The organism is Bdellovibrio sp. (genome assembly GCF_036384735.1).
Taxonomy (GTDB): domain Bacteria; phylum Bdellovibrionota; class Bdellovibrionia; order Bdellovibrionales; family Bdellovibrionaceae; genus Bdellovibrio.
The window spans coordinates 24,590-43,202 of record NZ_DASVLT010000035.1 but is presented as its reverse complement, the minus strand read 5'-3'; the positions used below and the strand labels follow the sequence as shown (position 1 = coordinate 43,202).

The 18,613-nt window shown below is 44.5% G+C and carries 21 protein-coding genes; 10 read left to right on the top strand and 11 right to left on the bottom strand.

All coding sequences use genetic code 11. From position 1 onward, the window contains the following. Positions 1 to 1,917: a fumarate reductase/succinate dehydrogenase flavoprotein subunit gene (locus VF412_RS09680; protein ID WP_331339033.1), complete on the top strand. Its 1,917-nt coding sequence runs from the start codon at positions 1 to 3 to the stop codon at positions 1,915 to 1,917. Between the two features lie 10 nt (positions 1,918 to 1,927). Then, positions 1,928 to 2,716, top strand: coding sequence for a succinate dehydrogenase/fumarate reductase iron-sulfur subunit (locus tag VF412_RS09675; RefSeq protein WP_331339032.1), 789 nt, complete (start codon positions 1,928 to 1,930; stop codon positions 2,714 to 2,716). A gap of 71 nt (positions 2,717 to 2,787) precedes the next feature. Here VF412_RS09675 and VF412_RS09670 read toward each other — a convergent pair whose 3' ends face one another. The 3 genes from VF412_RS09670 to VF412_RS09660 are packed head-to-tail and all read right to left on the bottom strand — an operon-like array spanning position 2,788 to position 5,120. Further along, positions 2,788 to 4,185 carry a hypothetical protein gene (locus VF412_RS09670; RefSeq protein WP_331339031.1) on the bottom strand — a complete coding sequence of 466 codons (1,398 nt, stop codon included), beginning with the start codon at positions 4,183 to 4,185 and terminating at the stop codon, positions 2,788 to 2,790. 50 nt (positions 4,186 to 4,235) lie between these two features. Beyond that, positions 4,236 to 4,739 (bottom strand): hypothetical protein, encoded by a 504-nt coding sequence (locus VF412_RS09665; RefSeq protein ID WP_331339030.1) that lies wholly within the window; start codon positions 4,737 to 4,739, stop codon positions 4,236 to 4,238. A gap of 30 nt (positions 4,740 to 4,769) precedes the next feature. Next, complete coding sequence (locus VF412_RS09660; RefSeq protein ID WP_331339029.1) at positions 4,770 to 5,120, bottom strand: hypothetical protein; 351 nt, start codon at positions 5,118 to 5,120, stop codon at positions 4,770 to 4,772. Between the two features lie 149 nt (positions 5,121 to 5,269). Here VF412_RS09660 and VF412_RS09655 point away from each other — a divergent pair, with 149 nt between their 5' ends. From VF412_RS09655 to VF412_RS09645, 3 genes are all read left to right on the top strand, one after another. Beyond that, positions 5,270 to 6,079 carry a TIGR02147 family protein gene (locus tag VF412_RS09655; protein WP_331339028.1) on the top strand — a complete coding sequence of 270 codons (810 nt, stop codon included), beginning with the start codon at positions 5,270 to 5,272 and terminating at the stop codon, positions 6,077 to 6,079. A 237-nt stretch (positions 6,080 to 6,316) separates the two neighbouring features. Further along, complete coding sequence (locus VF412_RS09650) at positions 6,317 to 6,568, top strand: hypothetical protein (RefSeq protein ID WP_331339027.1); 252 nt, start codon at positions 6,317 to 6,319, stop codon at positions 6,566 to 6,568. A 216-nt stretch (positions 6,569 to 6,784) separates the two neighbouring features. After that, a complete protein-coding gene (locus VF412_RS09645) occupies positions 6,785 to 8,425 on the top strand; it encodes a S8 family serine peptidase (RefSeq protein ID WP_331339026.1) in 1,641 nt (546 codons plus the stop codon). Between the two features lie 100 nt (positions 8,426 to 8,525). On the opposite strand, the gene VF412_RS09640 is transcribed toward VF412_RS09645, so the two are convergent. Beyond that, on the bottom strand, positions 8,526 to 9,263 hold the full coding sequence (locus VF412_RS09640) for a hypothetical protein (protein WP_331339025.1): 738 nt from the start codon (positions 9,261 to 9,263) through the stop codon (positions 8,526 to 8,528). A 250-nt stretch (positions 9,264 to 9,513) separates the two neighbouring features. On the opposite strand from VF412_RS09640, the gene VF412_RS09635 reads away from it, so the two are divergent. Next, entirely contained in the window at positions 9,514 to 10,068 is a 555-nt protein-coding gene (locus VF412_RS09635) for a hypothetical protein (RefSeq protein WP_331339024.1), read from the top strand. Here the strand turns inward: VF412_RS09635 and VF412_RS09630 are convergent. Then, positions 10,065 to 10,949: an alpha/beta hydrolase gene (locus VF412_RS09630; RefSeq protein ID WP_331339023.1), complete on the bottom strand. Its 885-nt coding sequence runs from the start codon at positions 10,947 to 10,949 to the stop codon at positions 10,065 to 10,067. The two genes, VF412_RS09635 and VF412_RS09630, sit on opposite strands and share 4 nt — an antisense overlap. 11 nt (positions 10,950 to 10,960) lie before the next feature. Next, complete coding sequence (locus VF412_RS09625) at positions 10,961 to 11,650, bottom strand: FHA domain-containing protein (protein ID WP_331339022.1); 690 nt, start codon at positions 11,648 to 11,650, stop codon at positions 10,961 to 10,963. A gap of 178 nt (positions 11,651 to 11,828) precedes the next feature. On the opposite strand from VF412_RS09625, the gene rpsF reads away from it, so the two are divergent. From rpsF to VF412_RS09605, 4 genes are all read left to right on the top strand, one after another. After that, a complete protein-coding gene (gene rpsF, locus VF412_RS09620; protein ID WP_331339021.1) occupies positions 11,829 to 12,266 on the top strand; it encodes a 30S ribosomal protein S6 in 438 nt (145 codons plus the stop codon). A 19-nt stretch (positions 12,267 to 12,285) separates the two neighbouring features. Beyond that, positions 12,286 to 13,182: a DUF2232 domain-containing protein gene (locus VF412_RS09615; protein ID WP_331339020.1), complete on the top strand. Its 897-nt coding sequence runs from the start codon at positions 12,286 to 12,288 to the stop codon at positions 13,180 to 13,182. 36 nt (positions 13,183 to 13,218) lie between these two features. After that, entirely contained in the window at positions 13,219 to 13,665 is a 447-nt protein-coding gene (rplI, locus tag VF412_RS09610; RefSeq protein WP_331339019.1) for a 50S ribosomal protein L9, read from the top strand. 159 nt (positions 13,666 to 13,824) lie between these two features. Then, the gene (locus VF412_RS09605) at positions 13,825 to 14,664 is read left to right on the top strand and encodes a serine protease (RefSeq protein WP_331339018.1); all 840 of its coding nucleotides are present in this window, start codon (positions 13,825 to 13,827) and stop codon (positions 14,662 to 14,664) included. On the opposite strand, the gene VF412_RS09600 is transcribed toward VF412_RS09605, so the two are convergent. The 5 genes from VF412_RS09600 to VF412_RS09580 all read right to left on the bottom strand — a co-directional run bounded on the left by VF412_RS09600 (position 14,661) and on the right by VF412_RS09580 (position 18,604). Further along, entirely contained in the window at positions 14,661 to 14,867 is a 207-nt protein-coding gene (locus tag VF412_RS09600) for a hypothetical protein (RefSeq protein WP_331339017.1), read from the bottom strand. The genes VF412_RS09605 and VF412_RS09600 overlap by 4 nt on opposite strands. A 160-nt stretch (positions 14,868 to 15,027) precedes the next feature. Beyond that, complete coding sequence (locus VF412_RS09595) at positions 15,028 to 15,951, bottom strand: SDR family oxidoreductase (protein WP_331339016.1); 924 nt, start codon at positions 15,949 to 15,951, stop codon at positions 15,028 to 15,030. Between the two features lie 17 nt (positions 15,952 to 15,968). Then, positions 15,969 to 17,390 (bottom strand): replicative DNA helicase, encoded by a 1,422-nt coding sequence (gene dnaB, locus VF412_RS09590; protein WP_331339015.1) that lies wholly within the window; start codon positions 17,388 to 17,390, stop codon positions 15,969 to 15,971. 209 nt (positions 17,391 to 17,599) lie between these two features. Then, positions 17,600 to 17,899, bottom strand: a complete 300-nt coding sequence (locus tag VF412_RS09585; protein ID WP_061834327.1) for a helix-turn-helix domain-containing protein — start codon at positions 17,897 to 17,899, stop codon at positions 17,600 to 17,602. 66 nt (positions 17,900 to 17,965) lie between these two features. Continuing rightward, positions 17,966 to 18,604 (bottom strand): radical SAM protein, encoded by a 639-nt coding sequence (locus VF412_RS09580; RefSeq protein WP_349259004.1) that lies wholly within the window; start codon positions 18,602 to 18,604, stop codon positions 17,966 to 17,968. Positions 18,605 to 18,613 lie beyond the last annotated feature (9 nt).

Genomic DNA, 18,613 nt, shown 5'->3' with positions numbered 1-18,613 from the left:
ATGGCTAACAAACTCGATAGTAAACTTCCAAGTGGCCCTATTGAATCCGCTTGGACAAAAACAAAATTTGAATACAAACTTGTCAATCCTGCGAACAAAAGAAAACACTCAATCATCGTCGTAGGTACTGGTCTTGCTGGTGCATCTGCTGCTGCTTCTTTGGGTGAGCTTGGCTATAAAGTAAAAGCATTCTGCGTGCATGAATCTCCTCGCCGCGCTCACTCTGTGGCGGCTCAGGGTGGTATCAATGCTGCAAAAAATTATCAAAATGATGGTGACTCTACTTACCGTCTTTTCTATGACACAGTTAAGGGCGGCGACTTCCGCGCTCGTGAAGCGAACGTTTATCGTTTAGCTGAAGTGTCTGCAAACATCATCGACCAAATGGTTGCTCAAGGTGTTCCATTCGCTCGTGAATACGGCGGTACATTGGCAAACCGTTCATTCGGTGGCGCGCAAGTGTCTCGTACTTTCTATGCTCGCGGCCAAACAGGTCAGCAGCTTCTTCTAGGTGCTTACTCTGAAATGATGAGACAGGTCGATGCTGGTAACGTGGAACTTCGTTCACGTCGTGAGATGCTTGACCTAGTTATTGTTGACGGTAAAGCCCGCGGTATCATCGTTCGCAACTTGCTGACTGGCGAGATCGAATCACACGAAGCAGATGCAGTTGTTATCGCTTCCGGTGGTTACTCGAATGTGTTCTTCCTTTCTACAAACGCGATGAACTGCGCGGTCACAGCGGCTTGGAAGGCTCACAAACGTGGCGCTTACTTCGCAAATCCTTGCTACACGCAAATCCATCCAACGTGCATCCCTGTTCACGGCGAGAACCAATCAAAATTAACTTTGATGTCTGAGTCTCTTCGCAACGATGGTCGCGTCTGGGTTCCAAAAGCAGTTGGTGATAAACGTCACCCTAATGACATTCCAGAAAACGAACGCGATTACTATCTTGAACGCGTGTACCCTTCATTTGGTAACCTGGCTCCTCGTGACGTGGCTTCACGTCAAGCGAAGTACCGTTGTGATGAAGGCCGTGGTGTCAACGAGACTGGAAAAGCCGTTTACTTGGATTTTGCCGATGCTATTAAACGCTTGGGTGAAGATAAAATTTCTGAACGTTACGGCAACTTGTTTGAAATGTACGATAAGATCACAGGTCAAAATCCTTACAAACAACCGATGATGATCTACCCTGCTCCTCACTACACAATGGGTGGCTTGTGGGTTGACTACAACTTGGAGTCTACAATTCCTGGTTTGTTCGTCGCGGGTGAAGCAAACTTCTCGGATCACGGTGCGAATCGTCTTGGCGCTTCGGCACTGATGCAAGGCCTGGCTGATGGTTACTTCGTACTTCCATACACATTGGGTAACTACCTGGGCGGAACGAAGCTTGAGAAAGTTTCTACAACTCACGACGCTTTCAAATCTGCTGAAGACGGCGTGAAAAAAGAAATCTCTCACTTGATGGGTATCAAAGGAAATCGCACAGTTGATAGTATCCACAAAGAGTTGGGTCATATCATGTGGGAATACTGTGGTATGGGACGCAATGAAGCTGGCTTGAAAAAAGCTCTTCAAGAAATTCCTAAGCTTAAAGAAGAATTCTGGCACAACGTGCGCATTCCTGGCGATGCGAATTACTTGAATGTAGAACTTGAAAAAGCCGGACGTGTTGCCGACTTCCTAGAGCTGGGCGAGTTGATGTGCCGTGATGCTCTAGAGCGTAATGAGTCTTGTGGTGGTCACTTCCGTGAGGAATACCAAGTGGATGGAGAAGCAAAGCGTGATGATACTAACTTCTGTCACGTAGCTGCTTGGGAATACACTGGCGATAACAAACCAGAAGTTCGTCATAAAGAAGAATTGCATTTCGACAACGTACACTTGGCAACTCGTAGCTATAAATAAGAGGCATAAAATGGCTGATAAACATATCAATTTGACTTTGAAAGTTTGGAGACAAAAAGGACCTAAGGACTCTGGTTCTTTGGTTGAGTACCAAGCAAAGAATGTTTCAACTGATGCTTCTTTCTTGGAAATGCTAGATGCTGTTAACGAAGAGCTTGTTTCTAAAGGTGACGAACCGATCGCATTCGATCACGACTGCCGTGAAGGTATTTGTGGCGCGTGCGGATTTGTGATCGACGGCGAAGCTCATGGCCCAATGAAATCAACGACAGTTTGCCAACTTCACATGAGAAACTTCAATGATGGTGCGACTCTAACGATCGAGCCATTCCGTGCGCAAGCTTTCCCAGTGATTAAAGATTTAATGGTGAACAGATCTGCATTCGATCGCATTATTTCGGCAGGTGGTTATATCTCTGCAAACGTAGGTAACGCTGTTGATGCCAATGCGAACTTGGTTCCTAAGGCTGACGCCGATGAAGCAATGTCCTCTGCGACTTGCATCGGCTGCGGAGCTTGCGTGGCTGCCTGTAAGAATGCTTCGGCGGCCTTGTTCACTTCCGCAAAAATCTCTCACATGGCTTTGCTTCCTCAAGGTCAGGTTGAAAGAAAAGACCGTGCCCTTCGCATGGTAGCTCAGATGGATGCGGAAGGTTTCGGATCTTGCACGACAACAGGTGCCTGCGAAGCCGCTTGTCCGAAAGAAATCCAACTGACAAACATCTCGCGCATGAACCGCGAATTCTTCACAGCTTCAGCAACAAAACGTCCAAAGCACAAAGACGGCGGCGCCGGCTAAAAAGGTACGGCGTACCTTTTTGCGATGCCGTGCATTTAAAACAAAAAAGGGAGTCATTTGACTCCCTATTTTTATTTCTGATCTACGAATGAAAAGTTGATTCCCTTTTGTTGCATTAAGTAGCGGAAGTAATTAATCGACTCGATATAAACGTCAGCCATATCTTGAGTGGCGCGATCTTCACTCATAAACAGCTTCTTTTCTAGCTGAATTCCACGAAGTCCGCTGCACATGCTAGCTGCGCCATACATTGCATTGACCCAACCACCGACAAGGAAATCTGATTCTATTTTTGTGAGCTGAGCTTGGCGACCTCGCTTTAGCAAGTTAGTAAGATTCGTCGAGATATCTTGCATCTGAGACTGACAAGTATCTGAAAGCTTTGTTAGGTCAGGATCATGTACTGGTGTGTGATCAAGATTATAGTCGCTACAAAGACCGGCTTGTCCTTCTTGAACAGTCATTTGCTTCGCAGAGGCTCTGTTCTTCTCAGAGGCATCCTTCATTTCTAATAAGCGCGCCGGAACAACTGAAGAATTCGAATTTAAAAACCCATTATTCCAAACGTCTTGAAATTGAGAAGAAATATCAGTCATAGGGTTTTGGCAAAAAGCTGCTGTCGCGTTTTTAATTCTTGCAGGCAACGAACCAGCAACTTTGAAGTTGCTTGCACTGAATGCTTCATCGCCGAAAACTTTATTCAAAGTCTGTGGCAATTCGTTTTCGTCAGCATGCGGAGTAAAGACTGCGCGATTTAAATCGCGAACCTTTTCTTCAAGCAAGGGCTTTTCCAAATTACCGTGATGATCGCGAGCCCACGCAAGAATAAATTCGTGAGCAATAAGACCCGCGCGATTATTTCCATTTGTACCAGCCATCCAGTTTACATCGATACGCAGTTCGGTATCAGATTGGCAAGCCGCGATGACTTGTTGATCAGTGGAAACCATACTTTGATTGCGACAAGCCTCGGATGAAATGGGTTTGCTTTCCAAATAAATTTTCTTACCCTTGATCGCACCTTTAATCATTTCGCCGAATGCACCTGAGTCGATACTACCTACTGCAGGAATTTGTTGGTTTAAAAGAGCGATCACTTGTTTTGCCTTTGGTTCTAGCGTCAGAAGTTCATCAACAGTTACTGGCAAAGAACCTTGGTTTTCATAGAAATCAAAAAGAGTTGCGCCAACCGCATTTCCACCACCATCACTTACGCCACCCATTTTCAGAGCGTTAATTTTGGATGGCGTTTTAATTGGCGCCTTTGCGGAATAAATTGAAAGTTCTGGTGTCAAACTATCGGGATTAGAACGTTTTTTGTCAGCCAAAAGCTGGTTAACTCGGGCTTTGAAATCGTTGTCACCTTGACTCAAATTGAGACGACCTGATGTCTGAGCAAAACCATTTAGGGATAAAACAGTTACTGCGGCGGCAGCCAAAATTTTTGTTCCAAATTGAGACAGCTTCATAAAGCCTCCGTTAACTAGTAAAGCAAAGTTAGGACCATCTGTTTCTAATTTTATAAATCCGAGATCAGCGAGTTTACGTAAGCAGCTGTTTCGCGAATCGCAGCGTTTGCTTTTTGGACCTCAACCAAGCTTTGCGCTGGAGATTTGCAAGAATCGATCGCAGCCGTAGCGGCTTTTGTATAGACTTGCAATTTGTCGAATTTCGCCTGAGCTTCAGCAGAATTAAATTCCGGCGCACCTTCAAGAGCTGCTTGTGAAACTTGAATTGAAGTTCCCAGCATCAATAAATTCGCCGCCAAAGATGACCTCACTGAAAGGCAATTCGAAGAAGCGATTTCATTTTTCTGACGAAGTTGAAAGAAGCGCAGTGAACGGTAAGATTCCGCATTCTCGGTTACAATCCCAACTAGCTGAGCTGTCGATTCAGCTGTTTGATTTAAAACAACTTTGAAAGAGTAAAGATAACCTCTGGTCGTCGCAGAAGGTGTTTGTGCGTTTGAAATTGAAGCGAAAGATAAAACACCTATTAGAGTGGAAAAGATCAATTTTTTCATTTGAATGCTCCTTTAAAAATTTGCGATAAATTACTTAGTCAAAGATTCGAACAAGGTCTCTGCCTCTTCAGCTACAGCGGTTGTGCGTCTTTCAATTTCAGCATTTGAAATAAGACCGATTTTTCCTCGGAAAGATCTTTGAATGCGAATTTCTTCAAGACCAACGCATGTATTGATTGTGGATTGAACCATGGCTTTGGTTTGAGTTTTGAAAAACTCAACCTCTTCGCTTGTGAAGCTTTCAGGATTTTTCAGTAGCGCATTGACGTTAGCGCTAGCCTCAGCTGCAGAGTGAATCAGGTTCACACATTGAGAAGAAAGTTGAGCGTGAGCAAAAGAGCTTGCGAACAATACTACAGAAACCAAAAGTGCTTTTTTCATTTGAAACCTCCAAGGTTTGTTAATTTCAGCGTGAATCGCTATGGATGAGGTTTTAACGCAGTCACTAACGCGCTGCCATATGAATTAACTTTATTTTTCACAATAAACTAAAGAAAAACTTAATAAATGACGATAAGATATCGATATCTATGGATAAGTCAGTTTTTGAATTTTCCCATTATAGGCCCTATTTTCGCCATCGTTTAGAGGCGGCAGGGGCCCGTGGTAGCAAGGCGCAGATCGCTGAATCCATGGGTGTGCAGGCCACATATGTATCGCAAGTTCTGCAGGAAAAAGCACACCTCAGCCTTGAGCAAGCAGAGGCCGCGAATATTTTCTTAAAACACACCACGCAAGAGTCGCACTTCTTTTTAATGCTTGTGCAGAAAGATCGCGCGGGAACAAAATCACTGCGTGAGTATTTTCAAAAACAACTGGATGATGTTTTAAATGCGCGCATGGTGCTAACAGAACGCTTGGGAAAATCTCAACAGCTGGAAGAAAAAGATCGCAGCTGGTATTACGCTAGTTGGACTCCCTCGGCGATTCATATTGCAACGACCATCCCTACCTTACGCACAGTCGAAAAAATTTCTGCGGCACTGAATCTTACGAATGAAAAAGTAATCGAAACGCTCGAGCATCTAGAATCGGTCGGCCTTGTTAGAAAAGAAGGTTTGGAATTTCATCCGGGCCTGCAACAAATTCGTTTAGGAAAAGATTCACATCATATATTGAAACATCACACGAACTGGCGCTTGCAAGCGATGCAAAGTTTAGATCGGGAAAAGATCAACGAGCTTCATTACTCTGGCGTGGTTAGTTTATCTGCATCTGATGTGGTGAAGATTAAAGATCAGCTGCTTGAATCGATTAAAAATAATATCTCTATTATTAAAGACTCTAAGGAAGAAGAGCTGTTCTGTATGACCATCGACTTCTTCGATCTCAAAAGATAATTATTATCCGCGAAATATTAAAACGACCATGGACCCTGTATGAAAAGCGTCTGTCGTTTTTTATAATCAACCGGGTTAATAACGCAGCGTAGACCCAAAAAAACGACAGGCACCCTTTAACCGTTAAGCTGTGCGGCTTGGGTCTGTCTTAATGAGAGACATCTGGGTAATTCACTTCTTTTGATTTTCTTCTAAAGCTCGACCATCAAACTTCCGAAACTAGACCAAGGATTGGCTATGAAGAAGATTGATCAATTAATGCAAGATTTGGGATTTAACAAAGATGCTCCTGACAGCGTGAAGGAAGCATTTATCAAACATCTTATTAAAGCTTCGACGGGAGTGAACGTTACGACTCCTTCCGAAAAAAGAGAGATCGAAGCAAACCCCCAGCGAATTGTGCAGTTTAAAACGCCTCAGCAGTTGAGTTTTGCTTTCGAGGAAGATGAGACTCCTAGACCTAAGACGGGCAAAAAAGCAGTCTCGTAACCTATTGTTATCATTTGTTAATACTTATTTTACCCGACCAAGGTCTAGTTTTGCCTAGACCTTAAGCTAGATAACAAGTTTTTTTCCCACTCAATTAAAAAATAGTTAGCTCTTCACCTCGCCATTGGTACCATTTTGGAACTAGACAAGAGAACGAGGAAAAAATTTCCCCGTAGTCTGAGACCGAATGAATCACCCAATGAAGGAGGGGATTTTATGAGAGGGCTTATCGGAAGAGCCTCTAAAGTAGCGGCGCTTTGCCTTACTTTGGTAGCATTCAACGCATTCGCAGGACAGCCGGAAGCAGTTCCAGGCGAGTACATCGTAAAACTTAAAGATAACTACGCAGTTTCTTCTGTAAACGTTATGCGCCAAGAACTTGGTTCATTCGTTAAATCAACAATCCCTGGTCAAAACATTGTTGTTATTAAAAGACCAGTGTTCGAATTGACTGATTCAGTTGTAAAAACTTTGTCGCAAAATCCAATGGTCGATATCGTTGAACCAAACTTCATCTATCGTATCAATAAAGTTCCAAACGATCCAATGTTCGGTCAGCTGTGGGGCATGCAAAACACAGGACAAAAAGATTCAGAGGCTAAAGTTGGTGTTGCTGGTGTAGACATCGGCGCGACTCAAGCATGGGACATCGAAACTGGTTCTAAAGATGTGATCGTGGCTGTTGTCGATACTGGTATCAACTACAACCATCCAGATCTTAAAGACAACGTTTGGACAAACACTGCAGAGCTTAACGGTAAAGCAGGCGTGGACGACGACAACAACGGTATCATTGATGATATCTACGGCGCGAGCTTCGTTGATGCGGCGAAACCAACTGGTAACAACTTGGACGATCATGGTCACGGTTCTCACTGCTCTGGCACTATCGGTGCTCGTGGTGATGATGGCAAAGGTATCGTTGGTGTGAACTGGAATGTTCGTATCATGGGCGTTAAGTTCTTGGGCGCTGATGGTTCTGGTTCTTTGGAAGGAGCTTTGGCAGCGATCGACTACGCGACTAAAATGGGCGCGAAAGTTATTTCAAACTCTTGGGGTGGCGGCGGTTACTCTGAAACTTTGAAACAAGCGATTCAACGTTCTAACGATGCTGGCGCGATCTTCGTAGCAGCAGCGGGTAACGAATCAAACAACAACGACACAAACCCAACTTATCCTGCAAGCTATGATGTGCCAAACGTACTTTCAGTAGCGGCCATCGATAACAGAGGTCAAATCGCTTCTTTCTCGAACTACGGTGCGAAGACAGTTCACGTAGCAGCTCCTGGTGTGAACATCTACTCTTCAATCACGGGCTCTAACTATGATTCTTGGTCCGGTACTTCAATGGCGACTCCACACGTATCTGGTATGGCAGCGTTGTTGTTGGCTCACGAGCCAAACATCACTGGTTTGCAAATCAAAGAACGCATCATCGCGACTTCACGTCCTCTAGCGGGTATCCGTGGAAAAGTAAGAGCGGGTTTTGTAAACGCATACGCAATGTTGACGAATACTCAACCGCAACCAGATCCAGCTGATCCAGCTAACTGGGCAACTGTTGATATCAATGTTCAATCAGCTCACCCTTATGCTCCGAAGGCGAATGAAACATACGAAGTTCGCGTTCCAGGTGCGAAGCAAGTGTCTGTATACTTCCAAACATTCGATACTGAAAGAGACTACGATAAAATCTCTTTCTACGATTCAACTGGCAAACTTGTTGGCACAATGAGCGGCAAAAATGACGATTCATTCAGCCCCGTAGTTGACGGCGAATACGTTAAGATGGTTTTCACGTCTGATGATTCAGTTCAACGCAATGGTTTCACTGCGGTGAAAGCGGCTTATAGATAGATTTAAAAATTAAGTGATAGAAAAATCATCGTGGATACTTTTGATGATTCTCTAAAGCGGAAAAGCCACCGACAAGGTGGCTTTTCTTTTTATGATTTAACTAGAAAGTTACTTTTTTATATTTCAAAGAAAGCACTTTTGCTTCTGTCTTCCCGTCTTTGATAGAAAGTTGAACATAAGCACTGACAGCAACACCTGGATCGTCAGATTTCGGTATAGCAGAATCCAAACGAACAACGTTGACGTATCCGTACTTCTCCAGGAAAGAAGTCTCTAGGCTAATGTTAATGGCGCCCTCAGAAAGCTTCTTCCATTGCTCTTTCGTCAATTTTTCACGAATTGCATTCATGATTTTTTCCTGTGCATCCGGAAGCTCTGCAGAGACTGTTGTTTCTTTACCCTCACGGTTAAGAATAACGATTTTAGTAAGTTGATTGCTCCATTTATTATTTTCGATCACGGCAATCGCTTCACGGTCAAACCCACCCTTGTTGTCGATCTCTATGTTCGACAAAGCGATGTTAAAATGATTTCCGATGTGATAGTCGCCCAAGCGATAATCCACTTCCGAATCGGGATTGTTTCCAGTCAGATCTAAAAGAATCCTGTCTTGCTCGATATCCACAAGATAATTATGCACGACAGCCGTATTGATGAATTCATCAACTTTCTTATCGTCCTTTTCAATCGCTTCAAAATCGGTTTTCTGACCGGGAACTCCCCAGGCCACAGCGTAGCCATTTTCTACAGCATTGCGATTGATGCGGAAATCACGAGTGCCAGCGAAAGCGCCGATTGAAAATAGGAATACGAGATTGGCTAGCATGAAGCGTTTCATGAGATCTCCTTTTTTAAACTCAATAGTCAATTAGCAACCGTAGTGCCAGTGACACTCGGGATCTTGTGTGGATCAGCATAAAATAAAGAGGGAAGCAGAATTACGAAAGATTTAGGAATCTAAAATCGCCACTTTTGGTCGGACGATGTTCAAAAACTCGGCGTCTCATTTTGAGATTTGTTTTTTCCCAGGTCCCGCTGTCACTGCCTGCGCGAGATAGCATAATAAATTCTATGCAAAGGAGTGCTTTATGGAACCCGAATTACAGCGGCAGCGTCCTGAACGAAATCAGCAACGTCCATCTTCACCTCCTTCAAAAGCGGAAATCCGCCAAAAGGAATTTCGCAAGATCTCAGAGAAAGGAATTCGAACTCAAACAGCGCGGAAAAATTATGCGCAAGAAGTGTGTGTGGTTCTTGGCTTTACATTCTTTGTGGTGGGTCTTCTTGGATTTGTGATGCCGTATTTTCTAAACATGCATCTTAGCTACATGCTGAATGTAATCCATTTCGTCACAGGCCTTGCGGCTTTGTGGTTTGGCTTTCAGGGATTGCAAACGGCGAAAAGATTTAACTATATTGCGGGAGCGATCTATCTGGTTCTTGGACTTCTGGGATACGTAGCCGGCGTCCATGGAGCGGCCTCTGTTGCAAACCCGGTTGAAGACGATTTTCTGTGGGTCGCAATTCCTCGTGTGCTTGAGTTAGGCAGCGTGGATCACGTTGTAAATATTGTAGCGGGCCTGATCTTTATTATGGCAGCGTGGTTAAGTGTGCCGCGAAAAGTGAGAGTCGAGGAATTTTAAATTTTGAAGTTCTTCACGTCGTTGAAGAACTTCTCCATTTTCAGATTTGTATAGTCTGGAAAATCCAACTGTGTGCAGTGAGATCCATAAGGTACGACGACGAATTCCGAGTGCTTAATTTTCTCTTTGAAGTGATGTTGGAATTTTGCCGGTGTTACGAAATCTTTTTCACCAGAAATAATCAATACGGGTGCTTCGACGTTTTCCAGAACATCCTCACCGTCATATTTCATCAACTCCTCAAACAAAGTCAGAAACACCTCAAGGTTCATGCGTGCAACACCCCGACAGTAAACCTCGATGTCCTTGAAATTTGTGACCCGCAAATTGAAACCACCAGCCAAAGCCGCAAGATACATCGACATCGGGTTGTCGACAGCCAATTTCCACAACGTTTTCCACAGCTCAGGCTGGCTCTCGTATTGTGATTTTACGAAATAGAAAAATGGTTCGATGACATCAAGACCAAACATGCCCTTGATGGGATTCTTCGCAAAACCATTGATGAAGACCATCGACATGATGACCTCAGGCTTTGTTTCGTAAAGATGCAACAAGATCGGAGCACCAAAGCTGTGACCAGCAAAATGTGCTTTTTTAATTTTCAAATGCGCAAGCAGGCCCGTGATGTCCTTACATAAAGAATCCATATTCAGATTTTTCATGTTGGCTACGGGATTACTTTTTTGATGACCTCGAAGATCGAAGGCAATGACTTTGTAATTCTTCGAAAAATATTCGATCTGAAAATGCCAATGATTGATGGGGCAAGCAATGCCGTAAATCAGCACGAGCGGCTCGCCTTCGCCATGCACTTCGTAATAGATCGGAGTGCCATCGAAGCTTTCAAAGCTGCCTGTTGAGATCGGTGTTGTTTCCATCAATGCCTTTGCTACAAGTATGAGACTTTAATGAGGCTTGAACCGAAAGAAATCAAGTCTCCATCTTTAAGCATTTCGGAATCTACGGATTTATTATTAAGCGCAACACGGCCGGGGGCTTTAATTTTTATCTGCACCATGCCTGGGCCCGGAAGCAGCTCGAAGGCTTCTTTGGGTGCGTCCTCATCTAAAAGCTCGATGTCCAAGCTGTCGGAACCCGCTTTCCTAGGACCGTAACCTAAAATAATTTCCTGATCGGTTTGTATTCCCTGAACGAAACTTAAACGCAGTGCTGGCGAAAAGGACTCGGGTTTATAAGTGGCCCTGCCGTCATCGATGATCACATTTGGAAGCTTATCCCCCAAAATGCTGCGCCAGGTTACAAATATTTCGAAGTTAACGGCTTGCTCTTCCTCGACATCGATCACTTTAAACTGAGTGCGACCAACCTCGAAGATAACCCCTGGTAATAACGTCACTTTCTTTACACGGCGACCGCTAATATGGATGCCATTCGAAGACTCTAAATCCACTAAAACCAACTGTCCCTTTGAATTTAAAGCAATTTCAGCATGAGTTCCTGAAACTTTAGGGTCTTTGATGATGATGTCAGCCTTAGAGCGACCCAGAGTCATCCCTGAGTTCACTTGGATACGTGATCCTGCGTTAGCGCCTTCAACAATCTCAATAAATGTAGCCATTTAGAAATGATAGGACCGGATTCTGGGGTATTCAATTGCCTATTACTTGTGCTTGGGCTTTGGCCGTGCTAAACCCTACTTTCCTCTGCGAAAGCGGGGAAAATTTAAGCAAATTTATAAAAAGTCATCCTTGCTCCCGCTCCTGTATGGTGGGGGCTTTAACCGAAAGGATAATACAATGACAAAACAACCGTACGAAGTTGTTGTGCTTATGCACCCAGATGCAACTCTCGAAGATCAAAAAGAGCTTTTCAAAAAGAACAAAGCCACTATCGAAGGCTACAAAGGTTCTGTGAATTCTCTTGAGACTTGGGGAAAAAGAAACTTGGCGACTCCAATCGGCAAGTTGAAAAAAGCTATCTACTTCCACTCTACGTTTGAAGCAGATACTCAAGCTATCGCTGAGATCGAAAGAACTATGCGTATCAACGATAAAGTTCTTCGTTTCATGCACACTCGCTTAGATGAGCGCGTTTCATTGGCTAAATTCATGGAAGGCTTCAAAAAAGGTCTTGCTGAATCTGCAGCTCGTGAAAAAGAGCGTGAAGCTAAGATCCAAGCCCGTAAAGCTGCGTTCGCTGCCGCTAAAGCAGACCGCGCTGAGCGTGGTGAGTAGTTTTTAAAGGCGTAAGCCCATGATGAAGAAGACAGCCTCTCCACAAAAATTCATCACAATTTCATCTCTCTCGATTTTGTTGTCGATGTTGACTGTGATCTTTGGTGCCCCTCTTCTTCGTGTGCTGCGCAAGGCTTACGGTCCATGGGCCTTTTGGGTTCTTGGACTATTGGTGACAGGGGCCGCGTGGCTCCTCAACGCTCAACCTCTTGCTCTATTCATTGGCTCCGTTTGGATGACTTTAGGCGCATACAATGAACTAGAACAAAAAGGTCTTGGGTGGTGGCTCTCAGGACTCGTGAGTGTGTTTTTAGGAACCGGTGCTGCAAGCATCAGTATCTTTGGCGCATTAAGAGTGAACGGGATTAACACGCAAGCTGAAGTTCAGAAGCTAGTAGAAGATTTCGCGGATAAGGTTCAACAAATGAATCCGGCTGTGAAACTCGATGCCTCGATTCTGTTGCAGCAATTCCCATCAGCCATCGTCATTATGTTAGTAATGGCTTTAGGTGTGGGACTTATTTTTGAGAGAAGGGTTTTTTCGTGGCTCAATTTGCCCCGCGAGAAAATTGCCTCTCAGCTCAAGTTGTTGGAATATCGTGTTCCTGATTATTTTATTTGGATTGCGATGACTGCCTTCCTTCTAACAATGGTGAGTTTTGGCGGAAAGGCCACAACTATCCTCGCAGTAAATGTATTGAACGTTTCACTCGTTCTTTATTTCTTCCAGGGGCTAGCGGTGTTGGAGGTATTTCTGAGTTCGATGCGTGCGGGAACGTTCACACGAATTCTGACGTACATAATCTTGATCGGTCAGCTACTGCTTATTTTGAGCATTGTTGGCTTGATTGATTACTGGGTTGATTTCAGGGGACGCATTCGCAGAATGAAGATCCCGGGAAACAGCCAAGGTTAACTTACTTCAGGCAACTGAGGTAGATATGGAGATCACATGAAAGTTATTCTTCAAAAAGACGTAAAAGATGTAGGTCGCGTAGGCGAACTAGTTAACGTATCAGAAGGTTTCGCGAGAAACTTCTTGTTCCCACGTAAGCTTGCAGCTGAAGCTACTGAAAAACGCGTAAAAGAATACGAGCACTTGAAACGTGTTGCTGAAACTAAGAAGAAAAAAGCTTTGGCAGAACGCCAAGAACTTCTTAACAAAATCAACAACACAACTGTTCACTTCAAATTGGCGGCTGGTACTGATTCTGACAAATTGTTCGGAACGGTTACAACTTCTGATATCTCTAAAGAGCTTCAGAAGATGGGTCATTCTGTTGACCGTCGCGACATCCACTTGGAAGAGCCAATCAAAGTATTGGGTCAACACAAAGCGGTTGTTCGTTACAGCGAAGGTTTGGAAGCTAAAATCCAAATCTCTGTTGAGCGCGCGTAGTTCATAGCAGTTTGTTGAATGAATTTTCAGCAAGCTGAAGAAGCAAAACTTCGAGAGGTCCTCATGAATAATGAGGACCTTTTTAATTTTGTTAGGAAACCTTTTTTCGATTGCCCCTGCTCTTTTTTAAGTGTTTAAGTTTTGATCCCGGGGGATCGAATGAAAATTAACAGCGCATCTATTTTGTTGGCAGGAATGACCTGCATCTTGGCGCTTACCGCGTGCACCCCTTCTCGCACGAATCAATTTGAGTCTCAAAAACAAGAAACGAACATTTTAGGCGGAACTATTGTTGATCCTCAGGATACGATTGCGCGCTCGACTGTGGCGATCTTGATTACTGTAGCGGATGGAGATCAGAATTATCAGTTTCTTTGCACAGGAACTTTAATCCGCAACAACATGGTCCTTACGGCGGCTCACTGTGCGGTTCCTTCTACAGCCACTCGTTCGGTTCATTCGTACATCATTTTTGGTAGCGACGTTTCCAATGTTAATAATCGCGAGATTCGCTCGGTGACGAATCAAGTGCCTCATCCACGTTTTGCAGATAGTGCTCCTCAAGGCGCCGATGCAAATGATTTGGCGGTGATGAAATTCGCGGGAACTTTGCCGGATAATTATCGCATGGCTCGTGTTCTTCCGAATGAATCGCTCATGAAGAAAGACATGATGTTAACCATTGCAGGATACGGCGTGAATGATCTTTCGAAGGGCACGACAGATAGCAAACTTCACAAGGTGGATTTGCCTTACGGTCAAGATTACGGATCCACAGAGATTATTCTAGATCAAACGGGCGGGCGCGGTGCGTGTCACGGTGATTCGGGTGGACCTGTATTTGTGAACTATCGTGGCGCCACCTTCTTGTGGGCTGTGACGAGCCGCGGGCTTGGAGCACAAGACGATTGCAGCACTCGCGGCGTGTATACGAAAGTAAATGCGCAGATCGATTTCATTAGCTGCGCGATCAATCAGCTTTCGGATAACTCTAATTAAGCTGACGCAGAATCTTTATCTGCCTCGATCATTTCCAGGAAAACTTGATTTAGATAAGCAGCCATAACTTCGCGAAGCTCATCGATAGTTAGCTCTTCGGGATTGAAACCGTTTTCTGTAACCAAAGTTTGTAGCTCTTTGCTTACAGGGGTTTCTGGTAGTCCTGTCGCTTCAACAACAGTCTTAAAAAGTCCTGAGTTCATAGGCCCGCCTCCATGCGTGTCTATTTCTACCAAGTCACGTCGGGGACAAATCCATCGCCCCCTATTATCTGACCCCTTCACTCAATCAAGAGGTTAAACTGAACTCAACTTTAAAGAACCGAATTGGGCCAAGGTCCAGGAGATATAATTAAAACGGGTTTCAGCGCTTATGGCTGAATCCTCGACCCCAGTTGCGGGCCTTGGGTAAGCACCAATACAGGAATGGAAGCAGCAATCTGCGCGGCAAGGCTCGGCGGATATAATAGAAAAGTTTTGCGTCGAAGGTGGCCGGAATCCACAACGGAACATTTTCTTTTTCGATCACGTCGACGATGATCTTTGCGATTTTCTCTGGCGTCGTCATTGACATGTTCATCATCCTGGAAATGAATGGAGTCATGTTCTGATAAAAATCTTTGTAAGGCCCACTCCAGTTGCGAGTCGGATCGGACTGATCTGTATGATAGACGTTCATAAATGAATTCGAATGCACAAATCCCGGTTGCACCATACATACTTGCACACCGAAAGGTCGCATCTCGTACCACAAAGATTCACAAGCCCCTTCAAGAGCAAACTTTGAAGCCGAATATGAAGACATTGTCGGCATTGCAAGCATTCCTGCAACTGAAGAGACGTTGATGATTTTTCCTCTTCCTGTCATGCGCATATGGGGTAGCACCAAGCGGATTAAGCCGATGGGGCCTAGATAATTGGTTTCGATTTGCAGAAGCTCGTCTTTCGAGGTCATGTGTTCGACGACGGCGCGATAGGAAATACCAGCATTATTGACTAGAACGTCGATTCCGCCCCACAGCTTTCCAATTTCCAAAATCAAACGCTTGCGATCTTCGTCAGAGGTCACATCGAGTTCACGCACTACGAAGCGATCGTTTTCTTGGAATTGTGCACGCACTTTATCGAGACTCTTCTTTCTGGCAGTCGCGACGACACGATATTCGGTATGTTTATACAGCAGATCTGCAAGGGCTAAGCCAATTCCGGAAGAACAACCTGTCACAAGAACCACAGGTTTAAAGTGCTGATTTGCTTTTGAATGATGACGACGCGAAAAAGGCCACATAAGTGGCCTTTATTATTCTAGGATGTTGCACCTGGAGCAAAGTTTTTCATTTTGCCACCCGGCATTGGAGGTGGAGCTTGCGGCGGAGGCATTACATTCACTGGGCCACCACCTTGTTCAGCCTCGGCGTCGCGGAACCTATTGTATTTCGCGTCGAATCTAAGCTTCACAGTACCGGTCGCACCGTTACGTTGTTTACCTACGATAACTTCCGCGTGGCCCGCTTTTTCTGGATCGTCCTTGTCGTAGTAGTCGTCACGATAAAGCATCATGATAACGTCGGCATCTTGCTCGATTGATCCAGACTCACGCAGGTCAGAAAGCATTGGACGACGGTCCGCACGGCCCTCCACGCCACGATTCAACTGTGCGAGTGCGATGATTGGGATCTGCAACTCCTTGGCAATGGCCTTAAGGTTTTTGGAGATTTCCGCAACCTCTTGCTCACGCGAAGAGAATTTTTGTTTCATACTCATCAACTGCAAGTAGTCGATCATGATGCAATCAAGACCATGCTCTGCCTTCAAACGACGTGCACGAGAGCGAATCTCGAAAGGTGACATACCAGGAGTATCATCGATAAAAATAGAAGCTTCAGACAACGCGGAAGCTGCATTGATCAACTTCGGCCATGCAGAGTCTTGGATTTTACCATTTCTGATTTCACCCATGCTGACTTTGGATTCCGCAGACAACATACGCATCATCATCGACTCTTTACCCATCTCGAGAGAGAAGTACGCGATGGTTTTCTTTTCGCGCAAAGCAATATGCTGAGCCACGTTCAGAGAGAATGCTGTCTTACCCATGGAAGGACGAGCGGCAATGATCGTCATCTCGCCGGGATGTAGACCCGAAGTCATTTTATCAAGTTCAGTGAAGCCCGTCGCAAGGCCTGTAACGTCAGCTTTGCGTTTATAAAGCTCTTCGATTTTTTGAATCGACGCTTTAACGATTTCCATAGAGCCTACAAGACCCGTTTGGGCCTTGTTTTCGCCAAGCTTAAAGATTTCACTTTCGGCCTGGTCGATGAATGATTCAACATCTGGAAAATCCTGATCGTAGGCACGTTCGATCAACTTGCTGTTCGTCAAAATCATCTTGCGAAGAAGAGCTTTTTCACGAACGATTTTTGCGTGCGACGCGATGTTTGCAGAAGAAATAGTCTTATCAAGAAGGCTGATCAAGTACTCGGGGCCGCCCACCATTTCCATAGTGCCTTCGGCCTGAAGAACGTTTGTCACAGTGATGATATCAATGGGTTGAGTCTTACTGTGTAGTTCCTTAATGGCAGCATAGATCTTTTGATGACCGGGCTTATAGAAATCCTCGGCGAACAATAGGTCACCGATTTGATCTAAAGCTTCACGATCAAGCATCAGGCCGCCCAGAATGGACTGCTCTGCTTCTAGATTTTGTGGCGGAATTCGCGTGCTCATCAGAACCCCTCTCGAGACACGAAATTAACAAAAACAAATATTGTGGGCCTCAAGCGTGATGGTGGTTCGAGGATGGCCCACTGATGTCGGTTTAAAGCGAACTTATTAAACTTAACTACTTCGCTGCTCGTCGGAGCCGTATCGAGATACGGCTTCTTCTCGCGCCTCGCATTTAAGCTTACTAAGTCCGCTTCTGCGCAGATGATGTACTAGTTTAGTTTTTTGACACGAATCTTGTAGTTGTCAATTTTCTTCTTAAGAGTGTTGCGATTGATGCCAAGCATTTGCGCAGTTTTAACCTGGTTGCCGTTGTAGGCGCGCAAAGCTAGCTCTAGAAGAGGCTTTTCGACTTGTTCAATAACGACGTTATAAAGTCCGTTCAATTCCACTTGTGCTTCTTTTTGTTGAGCAAATAGAACTTCGAGTTTGCTCTTTACGAGCTTCTCAAGGCTCACAGACTGAAGGTTGGCGACAAAAAGATTATCAGAACTGTTTAGGTTCGGCGTCATGGAACTCCCAAAATGTCAGCTTAGGTAAGTAGGAGGAAAGCTTCATCAGCGTTAATGAACTGAGAACTATACTCCGCGTGTTTCTGCAGACCAAATATACTTATGCAGCTGCAATTGCAACCGTGCAGATGATTTTTTCTGCAAAATTTTTTCTGCCAACCAGCGTTCAGATACTTGGCCATATGATGGGCTGTATAAAACCACAAATTTTTCGAACAAATTGTGTTGACGACAGAAATTTTCAGACCAGTCGAAGTCTTCCTCAGAACAAATCACAAACTTGTATTCCGTGCTGGCAGTGGAAAAGCCGATGTTCTCCATTAAAAAAGAATTTGCGGCTCCGCTGTCTGGAGTTTTCACATCCAAAATAATTTTTACGCGTGGATCTACCTGTTTCACACTTTTTGATCCGCTGGTTTCCAAAGAAACTTTGTAGCCGCGATCGCAAAGTGTCGTCATTAATGTGTGAACTTCTTTTTGCAATAACGGTTCACCACCTGTAACGCAAACATACGGAGCTTGATAGGAATCAACTTCTTTTAAGATATTTTCCAGCGATTGATTTTCACCTTCATAATAAGAATATTTTGTATCGCAATAAGTGCAGCGCAAATTACATGCGGTTGTGCGCACGAAAACCGTAGGGTTTCCTACATAGCTCGTTTCACCTTGGATACTATAAAAAATCTCATTTATCTTTAACATGACTGGCTC